General features: G+C 73.1%; 17 protein-coding genes. 5 read left to right on the forward strand and 12 right to left on the reverse strand.

Annotated elements, in window-relative coordinates; translation table 11 throughout:
• The first annotated feature begins 140 nt into the window (after positions 1-140).
• Positions 141-2,207: a SpoIIE family protein phosphatase gene (locus tag C1I95_RS03875; protein ID WP_111212368.1), complete on the forward strand. Its 2,067-nt coding sequence runs from the start codon at positions 141-143 to the stop codon at positions 2,205-2,207.
• Between the two features lie 7 nt (positions 2,208-2,214).
• On the opposite strand, the gene C1I95_RS03880 is transcribed toward C1I95_RS03875, so the two are convergent.
• Positions 2,215-3,561, reverse strand: a complete 1,347-nt coding sequence (locus tag C1I95_RS03880; protein WP_111212369.1) for an FAD-binding oxidoreductase — start codon at positions 3,559-3,561, stop codon at positions 2,215-2,217.
• 82 nt (positions 3,562-3,643) lie between these two features.
• Here C1I95_RS03880 and C1I95_RS03885 point away from each other — a divergent pair, with 82 nt between their 5' ends.
• Positions 3,644-5,740, forward strand: coding sequence for a S9 family peptidase (locus C1I95_RS03885; protein ID WP_111212370.1), 2,097 nt, complete (start codon positions 3,644-3,646; stop codon positions 5,738-5,740).
• A gap of 268 nt (positions 5,741-6,008) precedes the next feature.
• Positions 6,009-6,293 (forward strand): hypothetical protein, encoded by a 285-nt coding sequence (locus C1I95_RS35115; protein ID WP_158566280.1) that lies wholly within the window; start codon positions 6,009-6,011, stop codon positions 6,291-6,293.
• Between the two features lie 88 nt (positions 6,294-6,381).
• Here the strand turns inward: C1I95_RS35115 and C1I95_RS03895 are convergent, their stop codons facing one another.
• The 4 genes from C1I95_RS03895 to C1I95_RS03910 all read right to left on the reverse strand — a co-directional run bounded on the left by C1I95_RS03895 (position 6,382) and on the right by C1I95_RS03910 (position 9,836).
• A complete protein-coding gene (locus C1I95_RS03895; RefSeq protein WP_111212371.1) occupies positions 6,382-7,959 on the reverse strand; it encodes an FtsX-like permease family protein in 1,578 nt (525 codons plus the stop codon).
• A complete protein-coding gene (locus C1I95_RS03900; RefSeq protein WP_111212372.1) occupies positions 7,956-8,657 on the reverse strand; it encodes an ABC transporter ATP-binding protein in 702 nt (233 codons plus the stop codon). The genes C1I95_RS03895 and C1I95_RS03900 overlap by 4 nt, the downstream gene beginning before the upstream one ends.
• Positions 8,654-9,190, reverse strand: a complete 537-nt coding sequence (locus C1I95_RS03905; protein ID WP_111212373.1) for a PadR family transcriptional regulator — start codon at positions 9,188-9,190, stop codon at positions 8,654-8,656. Before C1I95_RS03905 ends, C1I95_RS03900 begins: the two co-directional genes overlap by 4 nt.
• A gap of 73 nt (positions 9,191-9,263) precedes the next feature.
• On the reverse strand, positions 9,264-9,836 hold the full coding sequence (locus tag C1I95_RS03910; protein WP_111212374.1) for a TIGR03086 family metal-binding protein: 573 nt from the start codon (positions 9,834-9,836) through the stop codon (positions 9,264-9,266).
• 31 nt (positions 9,837-9,867) lie between these two features.
• Here C1I95_RS03910 and C1I95_RS03915 point away from each other — a divergent pair, with 31 nt between their 5' ends.
• Positions 9,868-10,725, forward strand: coding sequence for a helix-turn-helix domain-containing protein (locus C1I95_RS03915; protein WP_111212375.1), 858 nt, complete (start codon positions 9,868-9,870; stop codon positions 10,723-10,725).
• Positions 10,726-10,746: 21 nt separating this feature from the next.
• Here C1I95_RS03915 and C1I95_RS03920 read toward each other — a convergent pair whose 3' ends face one another.
• From C1I95_RS03920 to C1I95_RS03945, 6 genes are read right to left on the reverse strand one after another with little or no spacing between them, the layout of a single operon-like run.
• Entirely contained in the window at positions 10,747-12,282 is a 1,536-nt protein-coding gene (locus tag C1I95_RS03920) for a SpoIIE family protein phosphatase (RefSeq protein WP_111212376.1), read from the reverse strand.
• Position 12,283: 1 nt separating this feature from the next.
• A complete protein-coding gene (locus tag C1I95_RS03925) occupies positions 12,284-13,633 on the reverse strand; it encodes a sensor histidine kinase (RefSeq protein WP_111212377.1) in 1,350 nt (449 codons plus the stop codon).
• Positions 13,630-14,652, reverse strand: a complete 1,023-nt coding sequence (locus C1I95_RS03930) for a SpoIIE family protein phosphatase (protein ID WP_438941279.1) — start codon at positions 14,650-14,652, stop codon at positions 13,630-13,632. The genes C1I95_RS03925 and C1I95_RS03930 overlap by 4 nt, the downstream gene beginning before the upstream one ends.
• Positions 14,640-15,059 (reverse strand): ATP-binding protein, encoded by a 420-nt coding sequence (locus tag C1I95_RS03935; protein ID WP_111212378.1) that lies wholly within the window; start codon positions 15,057-15,059, stop codon positions 14,640-14,642. The genes C1I95_RS03930 and C1I95_RS03935 overlap by 13 nt, the downstream gene beginning before the upstream one ends.
• The gene (locus C1I95_RS03940) at positions 15,056-15,469 is read right to left on the reverse strand and encodes an STAS domain-containing protein (RefSeq protein ID WP_111212379.1); all 414 of its coding nucleotides are present in this window, start codon (positions 15,467-15,469) and stop codon (positions 15,056-15,058) included. The genes C1I95_RS03935 and C1I95_RS03940 overlap by 4 nt, the downstream gene beginning before the upstream one ends.
• Complete coding sequence (locus C1I95_RS03945; protein WP_111212380.1) at positions 15,469-16,329, reverse strand: STAS domain-containing protein; 861 nt, start codon at positions 16,327-16,329, stop codon at positions 15,469-15,471. Before C1I95_RS03945 ends, C1I95_RS03940 begins: the two co-directional genes overlap by 1 nt.
• Positions 16,330-16,493: 164 nt before the next feature.
• Here C1I95_RS03945 and C1I95_RS03950 point away from each other — a divergent pair, with 164 nt between their 5' ends.
• Complete coding sequence (locus C1I95_RS03950) at positions 16,494-16,850, forward strand: STAS domain-containing protein (protein ID WP_111212381.1); 357 nt, start codon at positions 16,494-16,496, stop codon at positions 16,848-16,850.
• 10 nt (positions 16,851-16,860) lie between these two features.
• Here the strand turns inward: C1I95_RS03950 and C1I95_RS03955 are convergent, their stop codons facing one another.
• Positions 16,861-18,030, reverse strand: coding sequence for an MFS transporter (locus tag C1I95_RS03955; RefSeq protein WP_233513352.1), 1,170 nt, complete (start codon positions 18,028-18,030; stop codon positions 16,861-16,863).
• Positions 18,031-18,038: the final 8 nt, after the last annotated feature.

Genomic DNA, 18,038 nt, shown 5'->3' on the forward strand with positions numbered 1-18,038 from the left:
CTCGGGGTACACCGGCTCACGCCGGCCACCCCATCATTGTCCCCGTGACCTCGAAACCGCCACGGCACACCGCCGTCCGCGATCGAAGACCCGGCAGTGATCAGCTTGGCACCGGCCGGGTGGCGGTGGAGGATACGAGGGTGTCAGCGGAGGCGGGGCCCGCGATGACCGGAGGCCCAGACGAGCACGTTCGGCGCGTCCGGCTTCCCGCCGACCGCCGTACGCCGGCCGCCGCGCGGGCCGTCGTCCGGTCCGTACTCGCCGAGGCGAACCTGGACGAACTGCTCAACGAGGCACTCCTGCTGACCACGGAGTTGTCCACCAACGCGGTCGAGCACGCCCGCACCGAACTGGACATCGAGGTCACCGCCGACCCGGCGGGGCTGACCGTGACCGTCTCCGACTTCGCCTCCGGCCCGGTCGACGAACTGACCGTGGGCGTACGCAACGTGTCGACCGACATCACCGAGGTCGCCGAACGCGGGCGGGGGCTGCTGCTGGTCGACCACTTCGCCAGCCGCTGGGGCACCACGTACCTGCCCACCGGCAAGGGCGTGTGGTTCCGCCTGGACCGTGCCGACCCGGGCGGGCAGGGCCCGGCCGACCCGCCGACTCCGGCCGCTGATTCGGGCAGCAACGGACACACCTCCACCCCGAGCGCCGGTGCGATGAGCGCGCTGATGCAGACCAGCCCCGACCCGTACGCCGACGATCCGCTGCCGGACTTCGCCACCAGCCTGCTCACCCGGGTAGCGGAGATGGTCGGCGCGGCCGGGGGCGTGGTGCGGCTGGACCGGGGCGACGGCCAGGGCCCGCAGGTGCTCGCCCGGTACGGCCGGCAGCCCCGGGCCGGCAACGACCTGCTCCGGGTGCCGCTGGCGGTGCACCGCCCGTACGCCGGGGAACTGGAACTGGACGCCGCGCCCACCGGGTACGCCCGGCCGCTGGCGGTGCTGACCGCCGAGCGGCTCTCGCTGCACCTGGAGAACGACCGGCTGCGCCGCGCCGACGTCCGCCGGCAGGCCTGGCTGACCTTCCTCGCCGAGGCCAGTGAGCTGCTCGCTCAGTCGCTGGACGTGGAACTCACCATGGCGCTCATCCCGCAGCTGGTGGTGCCCCGGCTCGGCCAGTGGTGCGCGGTGCACACCACCGACGAGTGGGGTCGGCTCCGGCTCGCGGCGGCCAGTCACGCCGACGAGTCGATGCTGCCGCAGCTGCACGCCACGCTGCGGGAGGCCGGCCCGGACTCGATCCAGGCCCGGCTGCGCGAGGCCAGCCGCAACGGCACCCAGACGCCGCTGGGCGCGCCGATGGAGGGCTTTGCCGTGCCCCTGATCGCCCGCGGCCAGCGCCTCGGCACCCTGGCGGTCGGCCGGCACCTGCGGCACCGGCACGACCCGGACGAGATCGCGGTGCTGGAGGACGTGGCCCGGCGGGCGGCCCTGGCCATCGAGAACGCTCGGATCCACGCCGAGCGCCGCCGGGTGGCGCAGACGCTGCAACAGTCGCTGCTGCCGCCCGTACTGCCGGTCGTGGAGGGCATCGGCTTCGCCGCCGAGTACGTACCGACCGGCGGGGACGCCGACGTCGGCGGGGACTTCTACGACGTGGTGCCGATGCCGGACGGGCGCTGGCTGGTGGTGATCGGCGACGTCTCCGGCAAGGGGGTGCAGGCCGCGGCGGTCACCGGGCTGGTCCGGGACGTGATCCGGGTGCTCGCCGGGGACGGCAAGCCGCTGCCCGAGGTGCTGGCCCGGCTCAACGAGACGCTGGTCGAGCGGGGCGCCGGCCGCTACTGCACGCTGGCGCTGGCGGCGGTCGGGCCGGGCGAGGGCGGCCGACTCGACGTCGGGTTGCACCTGGCCGGGCACGACCGTCCGGTGCTGCTGCATTCCGGTGGCGGCCCGGCCACCTTCGTCGGCACTGGCGGCACCGCGCTCGGGCTGCTCGACGCGATCGCCTCGCCGACCGCGGAGATCGCCCTCGACCCGGGCGACTGCCTGGTCTTCTACACCGACGGGGTGACCGAGCGCCGCCGGGGCCGGGAACTGTTCGGCACCGGCCGGCTGCGGGACGCCGCCGCCCCGCTGGCCGGCTACTCGGCGGACGTGGTGGCGGCCCGGCTGCGCGCCACCGCGATCAACTTCTCGGTCGAGGAGCCTCGGGACGACATCGCCATCCTCGTTCTCCGCAACGACGCCGTCTGACGTGGGTTCAGAGGCCGCCGGGGAGACGGCCGGGGGCGAGCCGGTGGGTGGGGTCGAGGTGCTGCTTTACCGCGCGTAACCGGGCCAGGCCGACCAGCTCGCCCCAGAGGTCGACGGCCCGGCGGACGGCGGGCGGGGCGGAAAGCACCACGCACCGGCCCTGCCGGGCGAGCAGCACGCCCCGGACCGCGGCCAGGATCGCCGCCACCCGGTCGGGTGGCATCGCGCCGGGCAGGGCGGCGTGCACCACGCCGAGCCCGGCCGAGCCGCGGACCGGCACCGGCGTGCCGGCCGCGTCGCGTAGCGCGTAGACGGCGGCGTGCAGGTCGGTGATCGGCACCTCCAGCCGGAGCGCGGTGTCGCCGGGGGCGAACGGGTAGCTCCGCCACCACGGCGGTGCCGATCGGGCGACCGTCGCCCGGGCGCCGAACAGCGACGTCAGCCGGTCGGCGCGTTCGGCCACATCGGAGGGCCCGCCCTCCAGCAGCACCACCAGGGAGCCGGCGCTCGCCGGGCCGGTCGGTGCGCGCCCCGCCATGGACGGATGGCGCGCCATCGCCTCGGCCCGACGGTCACGCCGTTGCCGGGATCCCGCGCCGGCCGGCAGGTCCAGCTCGACCGCGGCCGGATCGAGCCGGGCGGCGAGCACCGCGCGGATCAGGTCGTGCACCTCGAGCGGTGTCCACACCGGGCGGGTCACCCAGACCCGGCTGGCCGGCACCGCCTGCACCCGCAGGGTCGCGCTGACCAACACGCCGAGCGCCCCCTCCGAGCCGCACAGCATCCGGGCCTGGGCCAGCCCGGCCGCCCCGCCGCCGGCCTCGGCCAGCTCACCGTCGGCGGCCAGATAGCGCAGGCCGACGAGCTGGTCGCAGGCGGTGCCGTGGCGATGCCGCAACGGGCCGGCCTCGTCCGCGGCGAGCACCCCACCGACGGTGGCGCCGGGCGAGGGCGCGTCCAGGGCGAGCCGCTGGCCGGTGCGCTCCAGGGTGGCCTGTACCGCGCGCAGCGGCGTACCGGCGCCGACCTCGGCCGTGCCCCGGCCCGGCGGCTGGTGGCCGATGCCGGCCAGTCGCCCGGTGTCGAGCATGATGTCGACCCGCTCGGGCGCGGCGCCCCAGTCAATCTTGGTGCCCGCCCCGCGCGGCACCACCGTCAGATCGTGCCGCGCGGCCAGCCGCAACACCTGCGCCGCCGCGTGCGGACCGCCCGGCACAGCCACCCAGCGGGCCGGGCGCCCGGCCACCTCGTCGGCCGGGCCGGCGAACCGAGCGAACCGTGGACCGCAGATCTCGGTCAGTCGATGGGCGATGTCGAGAGCCCCGGACGCGCCGGTGGAACGTGCTGGCACCATGGCGGCAATCGTACATGTGTTCGAACGATCGGGAAGGGATTCGTTCCGCACGGGAGACCGGGACGGCCGGTAACGTGGCGCCGTGACCACCGAGACCCCCGTGCCCGTAGCCAGGCAGGTGCCGACCGAACGCGTCCACCACGGCGACACCGTCGTCGACGAGTACGCCTGGCTGGCCACCAAGGACGATCCGGAGACGATCAACTACCTGAACGCCGAGAACGCCTGGACCGAGGCGCGGACGGCGCACCTGTCCGGGGTGCGTACGGAGTTGTTCGAGGAGATCCGGCGGCGTACCCAGGAGACCGACCTGTCGGTGCCGACCCGCAAGGGCGGGCACTGGTACTACACCCGCACGGTCGAGGGCCGGCAGTACGGCGTGCACTGCCGCCGGGCGGTCCGCGACGGCGAGACCGCGCCGCCGATCAGCACCGACGGCGCTCCACTCGACGGGGAGGAGATCCTGCTCGACGGCAACCTGCTCGCCGAGGGGCACGACTTCTTCGCCATGGGCGCCTTCGACGTGAGCCCGGACGGGCGCTGGTTGGCGTACTCCACCGACTTCTCCGGCGACGAGCGGTTCACCCTGCGGATCAAGGACCTCGACACCGGTGAGCTGCTGCCCGACGAGATCCCCGGGACCTTCTACGGCACCGCCTGGTCCGCCGACGCCTCGGTGCTGTGCTACGTCACCGTGGACGAGGCGTGGCGGCCCCACCGGGTCTGGCGACACGTGGTCGGCACGGCCACGGCCGACGACGTGGTGGTGCACTCCGAGGACGACGAGCGGTTCTGGGTCGGGGTCGAGCTGACCCGGTCGGAGCGGTTCATCCTGATCGACATCGCCAGCAAGCTCACCAGCGAGGTACGGGTCATCCCGGCCGGCAACCCGACCGGCGAGCCTGCGGTGATCGCGCCGCGCCGGCAGGGCGTCGAGTACTCGGTGGAGCACCACGGGCACCGGTTCCTGATCCTGCACAACGACGGCGCGGAGGACTTCGCGCTCGCGTACACCTCGGCGGACACGCCGGGCGACTGGGTGCCGCTGATCGAGCACTCCCCCGGCACCCGACTGGAGTCGGTCGACGCCTTCGCCGACCACCTGGTCGTCACCGTACGCAGCAACGGCCTGACCGGGCTCCGGGTGCTGCCGGTCGGCGGCGACGACGGCCACAACATCGAGTTCCCGGAGCCGCTGCACACCGTCGGGCTGGACGCCAACCCGGAATACCGCACCGGACGCGTGCGGCTGCGTTACACCTCGCTGGTCACCCCGGACTCGGTGTACGACTACGACCTGGTGACCCGCGAGATGACGCTGCTGCGCCGCCGGCCGGTGCTGCCCGGGCCGGACGGGCGGGCGTACCAGCCGGAGGACTACGAGCAGCACCGGGACTGGGCGCTGGCCGACGACGGCACGAAGGTGCCGATCTCGCTGGTCTGCCGCCGGGGTACGCCCCGCGACGGCTCCGCACCCTGCGTCATCTACGGCTACGGCTCGTACGAGGCGAGCATGGATCCGTGGTTCTCGGTCGGCCGGCTGTCCCTGCTGGACCGCGGGGTGGTCTTCGCGGTGGCCCACGTACGCGGCGGCGGCGAGTTGGGCCGCCGCTGGTACGACCAGGGCAAGATGCTGGCCAAGAAGAACACCTTCACCGACTTCGTCGCCTGCGCCCGGCACCTGGCGAAGGCGGGCTGGACGGCTCCGGACCGGCTGGTCGCCCGGGGCGGCTCGGCCGGCGGGCTGTTGATGGGCGCGGTGGCCAACCTCGCGCCGGACGCCTTCACCGGCATCGTCGCGCAGGTGCCGTTCGTGGACGCACTCAGCACGATCCTCGACCCGTCGCTGCCGCTGACCGTCACCGAGTGGGAGGAGTGGGGCAACCCGCTGGCCGACCCCGAGGTGTACGCGTACATGAAGTCGTACACCCCGTACGAGAACGTCGCGGCGCTGGACTACCCGGCGATCCTGGCGATGACCAGCCTCAACGACACCCGGGTGCTCTACCACGAGCCGGCGAAGTGGATCGCGCGGCTGCGCGCGGTCGCGCCGCAGGGCGACTACCTGCTCAAGACCGAGATGGAGGCCGGTCACGGCGGGCCCAGCGGACGCTACGACTCCTGGCGGGAGGAGGCGTTCGTGAACGCCTGGATCCTGGACCGGTTCGGCCGCGCCTGACGTCCCCGGCCGGGCGCCCCGCCGCCAGGCTGCCCGCGCATGACGTCAAGGTCACGCTCGATCCAGGATCCAGTGGCATCGACAGGCGAAGGAAGCCACTCAATCGTGGATCGAGCGTGACCTTGGGCCGGCAAGACCTGACTATGGCATCAAGCTCTGGGGCAGATGGACCTCGCGCTGACACATCGACGCGCCCATGTGGCGGGGGCCGCGTCGGTGGACGACGAACGCGTAGTTGTCGGCCGCGTGAGTGCCTAGACTTCGCTGGGTGAGCGACGCCGAGCGGCAGGCCGAGGAGCAGGCCGGCAACCCGCCGCCAGCGGGCCAGGAGCCGCCAGCGGGCCAGGAGCCGCCAGCGGGCCAGGAGCCGCCAGCGGGCCAGGAGCCGGCAGAGGACGGACAGCCGGCAGAGGACGGACCGGCGGCAACGGGCCGACGTGGGCCGACCTGGCTGATACTCGGTTTGGCCGCCGCCGCACTGCTGGTCTGCTGCTGCTCCGCGGCGGTCGGCCTGGCGATCGCCTGGTCCGCCGGTTTCTTCCACTCCTACTAACCGCCTGCCTCCAAGCCAGACCAGACTGGACCAAGCGTGCTGGCGGCGCTGACCTACCTGCGGGCCGACACCACCTGACCGAGCGAGCTCAGGTGGACCGCAGCTCCTGCACCGCCGTGTTGGCACGCAGGAAGAGCAGCCCCAGCCCGGCCGTGATCAGCACCGCGGCCACGGCGCCGGCACCCAGCAGTGCCAGCTGTTCCAACGGTACGTCCGGCGAGTGAATCACCCGCTCCACCTGGACGATCTCGGTGTAGCGGTCGCGGGTGGCCGGATCCTGGCAGAGCTCGGCTGATGCTCTGCACACCTCCTCCTGGAAGCCACCCGTTACGTGATCGCCGACGAACTGCCGGCCGAAGCCGTGTCCGACGCCGAGCGCGACCAGGACGGCAGGCACCGCAGGCGCCAGCACCTGCCAGAGGATCGAGGTGGCGATGGTGGTACGCGGCACCCCGGTCGCCACGAGCGCCGCGTACGCCCGGCGGCGGGTGACGATCCCCTCCACGAGCGTGACCAGCAGGCCCGCGGCGGCGATCGCCACCGCGGTGACGACCGTCAGATCAACCAGGTCCATGGTGCTCAGGTAGAAGGAGCTGAACGGGCCGGCGTAGTCGTCGTAGCCGGCCCGGCGACTCTGCTCCCGCTGGAGCTGTTCGTCGAGCAGGAACCGGGCTCGGAATGCCGCCGCACCGGCGCCGACGACCAGGCTGGCCAGCAGTGCGGCGAAGGTCCGGCTGCTGGCCCACGGGTCGTCGGTCAGCCGACGGGCAGCCAGCAGGGCGGCCGGACCTCGGGCGAAGCGGTGCAGCAGCTGCCCGGCGAAGTACGAGATCCAACCGGCCCCAAGGATCACCCCCACTACGCCGGCGAACAGACCGACGAAGACGACGAGCACCGCGACCAGGGCGATCACCAGGTCGCGGGTAGCCGGGTCTGCGAACAGCCAGTCGAGGCGGGTGTCCCGGAAAGCCCGCACGATCGGGTCGATCATGGCCACGGCCAGCACACCGAGCCCGATCAGCAGCGCCGGCCAGGGGCGGGGCGCCCCGGTCCGGCGGGCCCGACGGACCACCCCGAGCGGCGTGGCGGTGACCCGGCGCAGCATGACTGCGGTGGCCGCCGCCGCCACCAGCGGCAACCCCAGCACCACCGCTGCCATGGCCGGCACCGACGGCAGCACGTCGGTCGGCAGGACGAGCCGGCCGCTGGCGTCCGGGTGGTGCAGCAGCTTCCGCCCGACGAGGTACCCGGCCAGCCCGACGACGGTGCCGACCAGGCTGGCCAGGCCGGTTTCCAGCATCGCGAGCCGGGTCACCTGGCCGGGGGTCGCGCCGGCCAGCCGCAGCGCGGCGAGCCGACGGTCCCGCCCCGGAGCGCCCATCCGGGCGCTCTGGCCGGCCAGGACCAGCACGGGAATGGCCAGCAGGAGCAGAGCGAACGCGGTGCCGCCGCGCAGCCCAGGCTCGACGAGGAGTTGGATGGTGTACTGCTCGGACCAGCGGTTGGGGTTGTCGTCGGTGGCCGGCGGGGTCGGAATGGCCAGCACGGTCAGCGCGGTGAGGCCGGGGAGGGTGGCCAGGGCGGCACTCAGCGTGGTGAGCGTCACCCGGGCGGCGTCGGTGCGGGTGCCGGCCAGCGCGAGCCGGAGCAGAGTGGCTGGCCTCACCGGACGCCGCCGCCCAGTGACGCTTCGAAGCCCAGGCCGGTGTGGTCCACCATGCCGTCCCGGAGAACGACCTCCCGGTCGGCGTACGCGGCGACCCGGGGCTCGTGGGTGACCAGCACGACGGTGGTGCGCTGCTCGCGGGCGAGCCGGACCAGTTGGGTCAGCACCTGCTCGCCGGTGAGGGTGTCCAGCGCGCCGGTCGGTTCGTCGGCAAAGAGCACCCGTGGTTCGGTGACCAGAGCCCGGGCGGTGGCGCAGCGTTGCTGCTGGCCGCCGGACATCTCGCCGGGTCGGACGTCGGCCAGCTCCGCCACCCCGAACCGGTCCAGCCAGTTGACCGCCGCCGTCCGTGCTGCTCGCCGCCCCGTGCCGGCGAGCAGCAGCGGAAGCGCGACGTTCTCTGCCGCGGTCAGCTCGGCGACCAGCTGTCCGAACTGGAACAGCACCCCGAACTCGGTACGCCGCAGCCGAGACCGGGCGGACTCGGACCAGGTGTCGATCCGGTCGCCACGCCAGCTCACCTCGCCGACATCGGGACGCAGGATGCCGGCGAGGCAGTGCAGCAGGGTGGACTTGCCGCAGCCGCTCGGCCCGCTGACGGCGACGATCTCACCCTCGGCCACGTCCAGCGTGACTCCGCGAAGCGCCGGGGTCGGGCCGTACGCCTTCACCACGCCGCGAGCCTGCAAGTGCGTCACGAATGGACCTCCCGGTGCCAGTCGGCGACCCGACTCAGGGTGGTGTGCAGCCACCGCAGGTCGGCATCGAGGTGGGCGATTGCGTAGTCGGCCGCGACGATGTCGTCGAGAGTGGCCCTGGCAGCGGTCTTCACTGCGGTCAACTCGCGCAGCCGCTCGGTGTGTGCCCGACGCTGCGCGATCAGGTACGCCTGGGCCCGGTCCACGTCGGCGTCCAGCAGCGCCACCACCACCTTGGTGAACAGCGCACCCGTGACGTGCGGCATCGGCGGCTCGACGCTGCCCAGCCACTGGTCCAGCGCGGCCCGGCCGTCGTCGGTCAGCGCGTACGTGGTGCGTTCGGGGCCGGCGTCGCGGTCCTGCCCGGTTGCGGTCACCAGACCGTCCCGGAGCAGGCGGCCGAGCGTCGCGTAGACCTGCCCGTACGCCAGCGGACGGGACCGGGGCAGCCGCTCGTCGTGCGCCCGCTTCAGCTCGTAGCCGTGCTTGCTTCCGGCGCCGAGCAACCCGAGCAGCACATGCGACGTTGACACCGACTCACTATTCACTGAGCGAATAGCGAGTGTCAAGGACTCCCTGGGGGAGCCGGTGAAAGCGTGCCTCCGGTCAGCCGGCGGGCGACCAGGCCGGGTCGCGGCCGGTCACGCCGAGCAGCCGGGGCAGGTCCGGCAGGGCGGTGTCGACGGCCACCGACTCGGCGAAGACGCCCATCTGCCGGGCCGTCGGGCCGAGCTGACCGGCCAGTTCGTGCAACGCGGGCAGCGCCGCCGGGGCCGGCTCGTACGCCTGGCCGGTGGCGACCGCCAGGTCCCAGCCGTGCACGGTCAGGTCGAGCAGCGCCATGCCGCCCACCACCGGCTGCGGCATCCCCATCCCGGGTGAGACGCCCTGCTCGCTGGCCGGATCCGACCACGCCTCGACCAGCCGGCGAGTCTCCGTCTCGAACCGGTCCCGCCAGCCGTCGGTGAGGCGATCGGGCTTGTCGGCCCAAACCACCGGCTCCCGGGCGGCGAGCGCCTGGAAGTTGACCACCACGTCGTACAGGTGGTTGAGCAGGTCGCGGACGGTGTACTCCTGGCAGGGGGTCGGCAGGGCGAGCTGGTCGTCGGTGATCCCGTGGACCACCGCCACGGTTCGCGGCGCCGCTGCCGCCAGCAGATCGCTAGTCTGTGTGGCCATAGGGCCAGCGTATGAGGGTGGTCTTGAAGAAATGCGACAGCCGCGCGGGGACAGCCGGGGCATCCTCGAACCGGCCCGGCTGATGCGGCGGGTCCGGTTCCGCCGGCAGCTGCCCGCCGCCGCGCTGCGGCGCTGGGTGGAGCATTACTGGCTCGTCGACTGGGACCTGACCGAGCCGTTCGAGCAGCGGGTCGTGCCGCATCCGGCGGTCAACGTGGTGTTCCAGCGCCATGGCGACGGGCCGGAACGCGCCGAGGTGGCCGGGGTGGGCCGGAAACTCTTCTCGATCGTGCTCACCGGCACCGGTCGGGTGTGCGGCGTGCAGTTCCGGCCGGGCGGCTTCCACCCGTTCTGGCAGCGGTCGGTCGCCGAGCTGACCGGTCGGCGGTGGTCCTTCGCCGAGCTGACCGACCGCTGGCCGCCGGCCGCGGCGGCGTCCGCGGACCCGACCGGTTTGCCGGCTGCCGGCGGCGCCGCGGCCGGCTCCGGGATCTGCACGGGTACGGACGCCGAGCGCTGCCACGTCCTCGACGCCCTGTTGACGAGCTGGGCGCCCCGGCCGGACCCGGTCACCGACGAGGTGATGGGGCTGGTCGAGGCGATCCGGACCGATCGGGGCGTACGGCGGGTCGACGAGTTCGCCCGGGACCACGGGATCTCCGTCCGGCGGCTGCAACGCCTCTTCGTCACCCACGTCGGGGTGGGGCCGAAGTGGGTGATCCGCCGGTACCGGTTGCACGAGGCGATCGAGCGGGCGGCGGGCGGGCCGCCGGACTGGGCCGGGCTCGCCGCCGAACTCGGCTACAGCGACCAGGCCCACCTCGTACGCGACTTCACCGCCGTCACCGGCGTCTCCCCCGGCGCGTACGCCCACGGGGATCGGCGTTAACAAGGGGCCCTTCCTTACACCTCAGTGGCGGCGGAGGGCGACGACGGCGACGTCGTCCTGGATCTCGTCGGGGGCCAGCTCGACGAGCAGCCGCTGGCAGAACCGGTCGAGGTTGTCGTCGACCCGGGCCGCGCACGCCGCCAGGGCGGTCAGCCCCTCGTCGATGGTGGCGTCCCGCCGTTCGATCAGCCCGTCGGTGTAGAAGACCATCGTCGCCCCGGCCGGTAGCACGAACTCCAGGTCGGCGGGGCGCGGCGCGCGCACCCCGAGCAGCGGCGCAGAGTGTTGCACGTACTCGACCTGGCCGTCCTTACTGATCAACGGCGGCAGGTGGCCCGCGCTGGCCAGCCGGACCCGCCCGGTGGCCGGTTCCATCAGCAGTACGCAGATGGTGGCCAGTTCGCCGGGGAGCAGCGTACGCATCAGCTCGTCGACCCGGTGCAGGATCTCGCCCGGCTGGTGCCCCTCGACCGCGTACGCCCGCAGCGCGTGCCGCAGCTCGGCCATCACCGTCGCGGCGTGCAGGGAGTGACCGGCCACGTCGCCGATGGCCAGCAGCAGGTGACCGTCGAGCATCACCAGTTCGTAGAAGTCGCCGCCCACCTCCGTCTGGGCGCTGGCCGGCTCGTAGCGGACGGCCAGGTCGAGCCCGGCGATCTCCGGGATGCGACGCGGCAGCAGGCTGCGCTGGAGGGTCACCGCGATCCGGTGCTCCTCGTCGAAGGACCGTTGCGCCTCGACGGCGGACGCCACCGCCTGCGCGAGTTGGACCAGCACCGGCGTACGGGCGGTCTGCGTGGCGGTGGGCACCACGACGTAGAGCGGTGCGCGGTCCTCCCGCAGCCGAGCGGCGGCCACCGTGACCGTGTCGCCCCGGGGCCAGTCGACCAGCGCCCAGCCGGCCGGCTCCTGCACCCGGACGGTCGCCCCGGTCGGCACCCCGCGGTCGTCGACGGTCCACGGCACGACTCTGCCCTCGGCACCGGGACCGGCGCAGACCCCGGCCAGGCAGTCACCGTCGAAGGTCTCGGCGACCACCGCGGCGGGGCTCTTGAAGATCTCCGCGGCGCCGGTCGCCGCCGCCTCCAGCAGCCGGGCGAAGTTCGGTGCGGCGTGCACCGCCACGGTGGTGTCCGCCAGCCCGGTGAGCCGCTCGGCGAGCAGCTCGGCCCGCTGCCGGGCCTGGTAGTAGCGCAGCACCGCGTGCGCGGTGGCGATCAGTTCGTCCGGCTCGATCGGCTCCGCCAGGTACGCGTCCGCGCCCCGGGTCAACCCCTGCGTACGGTCGGTCGCGTCGATCGCGTGCGCCGACACGTGGATCACCGGCAGCGCGGGGTGCGCCGACTTGATCCGTTCGCACACCTCGAACCCGCTCAGGTCCGGCAGCCGGACGTCGAGCACCACCAGATCGATCCGATCCACCCCGACCCGGCTCAGCGCCTCGGTGCCCGTCTCGGCCTCCAACACGGTGAACCCGGCCCGGGTCAGCCAGCTCACCAGGAGGTAGCGCTTGGTCTGACTGTCGTCGACCACCAGCACTGTCGGTGTGCCGTCCACGTCACGTCCCGTCCGCCGGCAGCGAGACCGTGAAGGTGCTGCCCCGGCCCGGTTCGCTGGCCAGTTCGAGGGTGCCGCCGAGCAGGGTCACCAGTCGCCGGGCGTACGGCAGGCCGAGGCCGGTGCCGCCGACCCGGGACGGGCCGGGGGCCTGGTAGAACTCCTCGAAGACCCGCTCGTGCAGCTCGGCGGGGATGCCCGGCCCGGTGTCCGAAACGGACAGCCGCCAGTTGCCGTCACCCCGCTGCGCCCGCAGCCGGACCTCGCCCCGGGTGGTGAACTTCAGGCCGTTGTGCAGCAGGTTCCGCAGCACCTGGGCGAGCAGCACCTCGTCGGTGCGCACGGTGGCCGGCGCGGCCGGCTCCTCCACCACCAGCTCGACCTCGGGGCCGCTGGGCAGCGCCCGGAGCGTGCCGCGTAGCTGGCCGAAGACGGCTCGCAGGTCCACCTCGGTCAGCTCCGGGTCGATCCGGCCGGACTCCGCCTTGGCCAGATCGAGCAGCTCGTTGACCAGCGTAAGCAGATCGGACGCCGAGGCGCGGATCAGGCCGACCTGACGCTCCTGCTCGGCGGTGAGCGGGTCGGACGCGGGGTCGCCCAGCAGCCGGGCCAGCCCGATGGTCGCGGTGACCGGTGCCCGCAGCTCGTGGCTGACGTTCGCCAGGAAGCGGCTCTTCGACTCGCTCGCCGCGCGCAGCTGCGCCGACTTCTCGTCCAGCTCGGCGTAGAGGGCCACCACGCCCCGGTTGGTCGCCTCCAGCTCGTCGGTGAGCTGGTGGTAGAGCGCCAGCACCCCACGGTTGGTCTGCTCCAGCTCCTCGTTCAGCTGGGCCAGCTCGTCGCGCTGGCTGCGTACCTCGTCGAGGGCGATGATCAGCTGCGAGTTCTGGGTGGCGAGTTCCTCCTCGGCGGTGCCCGGTGCGCTCTCGGCAAGCTGGACGCGCAACTCGGCGAGGCGCTCGGGGGTGAGCGCCTGCGCGGTCGGTGGAACACGTCGCGACATTCTCACGACCGTATCCCCCTCCACCGTCACCACGCTCAACGTGTCCACCAGGCGCGCCACCGCAGCGGAGTGGGGCTGGTAGCGACCGTCGGGCAGCGGTGTCACCGGGGCCAGATCGACCCGCAGCTGGCGCCGGCCGTCCGCCGTGTCGGCGACGGCGAACACCACGTCCGCCCCGCCGACGGCGCGCAGCAGGTCCCGGGCGATCTCGCTCAGCGCGGTGGCGATCCGGACCTGGTCCTGGTGCTCCAGGCCGACCGCGGCGGCAACCTCCCGGCCCCGCTGGCGGACCACGAAGATGTCCTGCTCCACCCGCAGCACCATGCGCAGCAGGGCGGCCGTGTTCATGACCAGGACCTCGCCACCAGCACCCCGGCGTCGTCGCGCCGGATGCCCGCGTCCCGCAACAGGGTGGCGGCCACCACCAACGGCGACCGCCCGGTGAGGCCGGGGTAGTCGGCGAGCTGCCATCGGTCGACCACGCCGTCGGTGTGCATGACCAGCAGGCTGCCGGGGTCGAACGGATAGTCGTACTGTCGGATCGCCGGCCGCTGATGCCCGGCGATACCGGGCAGCGAGACCAGCCCGCGCCGCCGACCGTCCCCGGTGGCCACGGCACCGCCGATGTTGCCCAGCCCGGCGTACCGCAGCACCCCGGCCGCCGGGTCCGGCTCGGCCACCGCGAGCGCGGCCCCGCGGGTGTGCGACAGCGCCCGGTGCAGGTGCCCGACCACCTCGGCCGGGGCAGCCGCCGGGGCGTCGCGGAACGCGCTGAGCGCGGCGTCGGTGGCCGCGGCGGCCAGCGGCCCGTGCCCCAGTCCGTCGGTGACCAGCACCTGACGGCGGTCGCCGGCGATCCGCCAGGCATGGCCGTCCCCGCTGACCGCTTCGCCGGTCAGCGGCCGGGTGAGCCCGCCGACCCACGAGTCCCGGACGTCCTCGTCGGCGAAGACCCGTACGGCGATGACGGTGCCCCGGCCCGGCTGCGAGTACGCGTCGAACCAGCTGGCCTGGCGGACGATCGCCCCCAGGCCGATGCCGAGGGTGCCGGTGGTGGAGTGTCCGTCGCGGGCGGAGTGGGTGAGGTCCACCATGCCCGGCCCGGAGTCGACCGCGACCAGTTCCACGCCGGCGTCCAGTTCGCGACGCACCGGCCGGAGCAGCAGTACGCCGTCCTCGGCATGTTTGATCAGGTTGCTGGTCAGCTCGGCGGCCACGATGGCCAGGTCGGCGATCCGGCCGGCGGGCAACCCCAACTGGTCCCCCAACCGCTCGGCCGCCCGCCGCACGGCGCTGCCGGCGCTGCCGTTCTCCACCGGGAACCAGGTGCCCCGGTCGGAGACCGGTTCGGCGGTCACCGGGACCACTTGATGATCGTGATGCGGGTGCCCTGGCCCGGGGCGGTCTGGATGTCGAACTCGTCCACCAGCCGCCGGGCTCCGCTGAGGCCGAGGCCGAGGCCGCCACCGGTGGTGTAACCGTCGGTCAGCGCAAGTTCCAGGTCGGCGATGCCGGGACCGGAGTCGGCGAAGACGATCCGGATGCCGGGCCTGCGGCCGTTGTCGACCGGGGTCACCTCGACGGTGCCGCCGCCACCGTAGACGAGGGTGTTGCGGGCGAGTTCGCTCGCCGCGGTGACCACTTTGGTCTGGTCGACGAGGGAGAGCTTGGCCGCCACCGCCACCGTACGCACCAGTTGGCGGACGCGTACCACGTCCTCGTCGCTGCCGACCGTCTGCTGCTGCGGACGGCTCAGGTCGATTCCGCTGGTCACGGCGACGCCGTCGGCTCGGTGTCCGGCCCGTCGTCGAACCAGTCGTCTTCGTCGTGGCCGCGGCCGGCCGCGATGAGTTCCATGCCCCGCTCGACGTTCAGCGCGGTACGGATGCCGTTGAGCGACAGCCCCAGCTCGACCAGGGTGATGGCGACCGCCGGGCGCATCCCGACGACCACCGTCTCCGCGTCGAGCACCCGGGAGATCGAGGCGATGGTGGAGAGCATCCGCCCGACGAAGGAGTCGACGATGTCCAGCGCCGTGATGTCGATGATCACACCGTGGCAGCCGGTGGCGACGATCCGCTCGGCCAGATCCTCCTGGAGCGCGACGGCCGTCTGGTCGGACATGTCGACCTGGATGGAGACCAGCAGGATGTCGCCGATCTTGAGGATCGGCACCCGCTCCATCACAACTCCCGGCGCGGCTGGCGGCGGCTGGTCTCGACGCCGCCGTGCCGAAGCACGTGCCGCAGTGCGTCGGCGAGACTGGCCTTGGTGGCGATGTCGCCGAACTCGATGCCGAGCGCCACGATGGTCTGCGCGATCTGCGGCCGGATACCGGAGATGATGCAGTCCGCCCCCATCAGCCGGGCGGCCACCACGGTCTTCAGGATGTGCTGGGCGACCTGGGTGTCCACCGCCGGCACGCCGGTGATGTCGATGATCGCGTACGGCGAGCTGGTGTCGACCAGGGTCTGCAACAGCCGTTCCATGACCACCTGGGCCCGGGCCGAGTCGAGGGTGCCGACCAGCGGCACCGCCACCACGCCCTCCCAGAGCTTGACCACCGGCGTGGACAGCTCCAGCAACTGCTCGGCCTGGTCGGCGATCAGGCTTTCCCGGGTGCGGACGTAACTCTCGAAGGTGAACAGGCTCATCTGGTCGACCAGCGCGGAGAAGGCGACGTAGTCGCGCAGCGTCCCGGCGGTCTGGTCAGCCTCCATCACACCCAACAGCGCGTCCTTCAGGGCGAACACGCCGGTGGCGGTCTCGGTGGCGGAGAAGCCTTGCCGCGCCTGCCGGCGGGACAGCTCGGCGAGTACGGCCCGCAGCTCGGCCGCCTCCTCGGCGGCCAGGTCGACCGCCCCCTTGCCGAGCGCGTCGACCAGGGCGCGATGCAGCTCCTGCACCTGCCGGACCAGCTCGGCCTGGCTGAGTCGGCCGCGCAGCTGTCCGGCGACGACCTCGGTCCACCGCTGAGTGATCGCCTCGGTGCGGCTGGTCAACAGGTCGGCCAATCGGCCGCTCTCGTCGGTGCTCAGCGCCATGGCACTACCCTTCGAACGTCGGACCGGCCGGACTCTATCACCGAGGCCCGAGAACTAATTGCCCCAGAGCAAGGGAATGACGGTGGCCACCCGATCCCGCTCTCGTTCTGCGTACCAGGGCTCGTGTGGGATACCGTTCCAGCGATAAACAGGAGGTCTGGCGAATGTCCCTGACGGTGCACACGGAACAGCGCGGCGACGTGGTCGTCGTGTCGGTCGCGGGCGAGTTGGACATGGCCACCGCACCGCAGTTGCAGGACCAGATCACCGACCTGCTCGACAAGGGGCGCAGCCGCCTCGTGTTCGATCTGGCGCGTGTCTCGTTCTGCGACTCCACCGGCCTGTCGGTGTTCGTCCGCGCCAAGAACAGCTGCGACGAGGCCGGCGGAGTGGTCCGGCTGGCCGCGCCGCAGCGGGGTGTGCTGCGCATCCTTGAGGTGAGCGGCCTCGTGGAGGTGCTGCACACCTACCCGACCGTCGATCAGGCGGTCGCGGGCGACCCCACGCCGGCCTCCTCCTGACCCCGGCCGCTCAGCGCTCGTCCTCGATGTAGCGGGGACGGGCGATCACCATTCCCGCACCGGTCTGCACCGCGAGCGCGACCAGCAGGAACCCGATCGGCGCCGTCCAGCCTCCGGTGGCCCCGTAGAGGATCCCGACCAGCAGCGGCCCCAGCGCCGCGATGACGTACCCCGTGCTCTGCGCGAAGGCCGACAGCGCGACCGTCCCGTCGGCGGTGCGGGCCCGCAGGCCGATGGTGGTCAGGATGAGCGGGAACGCGCCCTGACCGAACGCCAGCAGCACCACCCACAGCACCGCCCCGCCGCGCGGCGCGAAGGCCAGCCCCAGGTAGGCCAGGGTGGAGGCGGTGGTCAGCGCGAACACCAGCGGACGCAGGCTGCCCAGCCGGCCGGCCAGCGTCGGCATCAGCAGCGCGATCGGCACCCCGAGCGCGGTCACCCCGGCGAGCAGCAGCCCGGCGTCCTGCGGGCGGAAACCCGAGTCGCGGAACAGCTGGGCCAGCCAGCCCATGATCGCGTACCCGCTCAGCGACTGCGCGCCGAAGTAGACCGCCATCGCCCAGCCGAGTCGGGTGCGGGCCGGCCGGATGCCCGACCGGGGCGCGACGGCACCCCGGGCCGTCCGCCGCCCGGCGGTGCGGGCCCGCAGCGCGGCCGGCAGCCACGGGAGTACGGCCACCGCCGCGAGCCCCGCCCAGACGCCCAGCCCGGCCCGCCAGGAGCCGAAGGCGTGCGCCACCGGCACCGCGGATGCGGCGGCCACCGTCGTGCCCACGGTCAGCGCCATGGTGTACGCCCCGGTGACCAGCCCGGTACGGTGCGGGAAGTGCTGCTTGACCAGCATCGGCAGCAGGATGTTCGCGACCGCGATGCCGGCCAGCGCGAGCGCGCTGGTGAGCAGGAACACCACGGCGGAGCCGGTGACCGCGCGCAGCACCTGACCGACGGTGAGGGCGAGCATGCCCAGCACCAGCAGGCGGGCCGGGGAGAGCCGGCGGACCAGCCACGGGGTGGCCGCCCCCAGCCCGGCAAACGCGATGGTGGGCAGGGTGGTGACGAAGCCGGCCATCATCCCGGAGAGCGCCAGCCCGACGCGTACCTCGTCGAGCAGGGCGCCGAGGCTGGTGACGGCGGCTCGCAGGTTGAGTGCCACCAGCAGCATCCCGGCGAGCACCAGCAGTCCACCGG

This window comes from Micromonospora craterilacus, assembly GCF_003236315.1.
GTDB classification, from domain to species: domain Bacteria; phylum Actinomycetota; class Actinomycetes; order Mycobacteriales; family Micromonosporaceae; genus Micromonospora; species Micromonospora craterilacus.

Excerpts from the sequence above, each read along its gene's own strand:
- C1I95_RS03880 (WP_111212369.1), bottom strand. The coding sequence starts at position 3,561 with ATGGTGCCAGCACGTTCCACCGGCGCGTCCGGGGCTCTCGACATCGCC.
- C1I95_RS03910 (WP_111212374.1), bottom strand. The coding sequence starts at position 9,836 with ATGGCCACACAGACTAGCGATCTGCTGGCGGCAGCGGCGCCGCGAACC.
- C1I95_RS03915 (WP_111212375.1), top strand. The coding sequence starts at position 9,868 with ATGCGACAGCCGCGCGGGGACAGCCGGGGCATCCTCGAACCGGCCCGG.
- C1I95_RS03925 (WP_111212377.1), bottom strand. The coding sequence starts at position 13,633 with ATGAACACGGCCGCCCTGCTGCGCATGGTGCTGCGGGTGGAGCAGGAC.
- C1I95_RS03940 (WP_111212379.1), bottom strand. The coding sequence starts at position 15,469 with ATGGAGCGGGTGCCGATCCTCAAGATCGGCGACATCCTGCTGGTCTCC.
- C1I95_RS03945 (WP_111212380.1), bottom strand. The coding sequence starts at position 16,329 with ATGGCGCTGAGCACCGACGAGAGCGGCCGATTGGCCGACCTGTTGACC.
- C1I95_RS03950 (WP_111212381.1), top strand. The coding sequence starts at position 16,494 with ATGTCCCTGACGGTGCACACGGAACAGCGCGGCGACGTGGTCGTCGTG.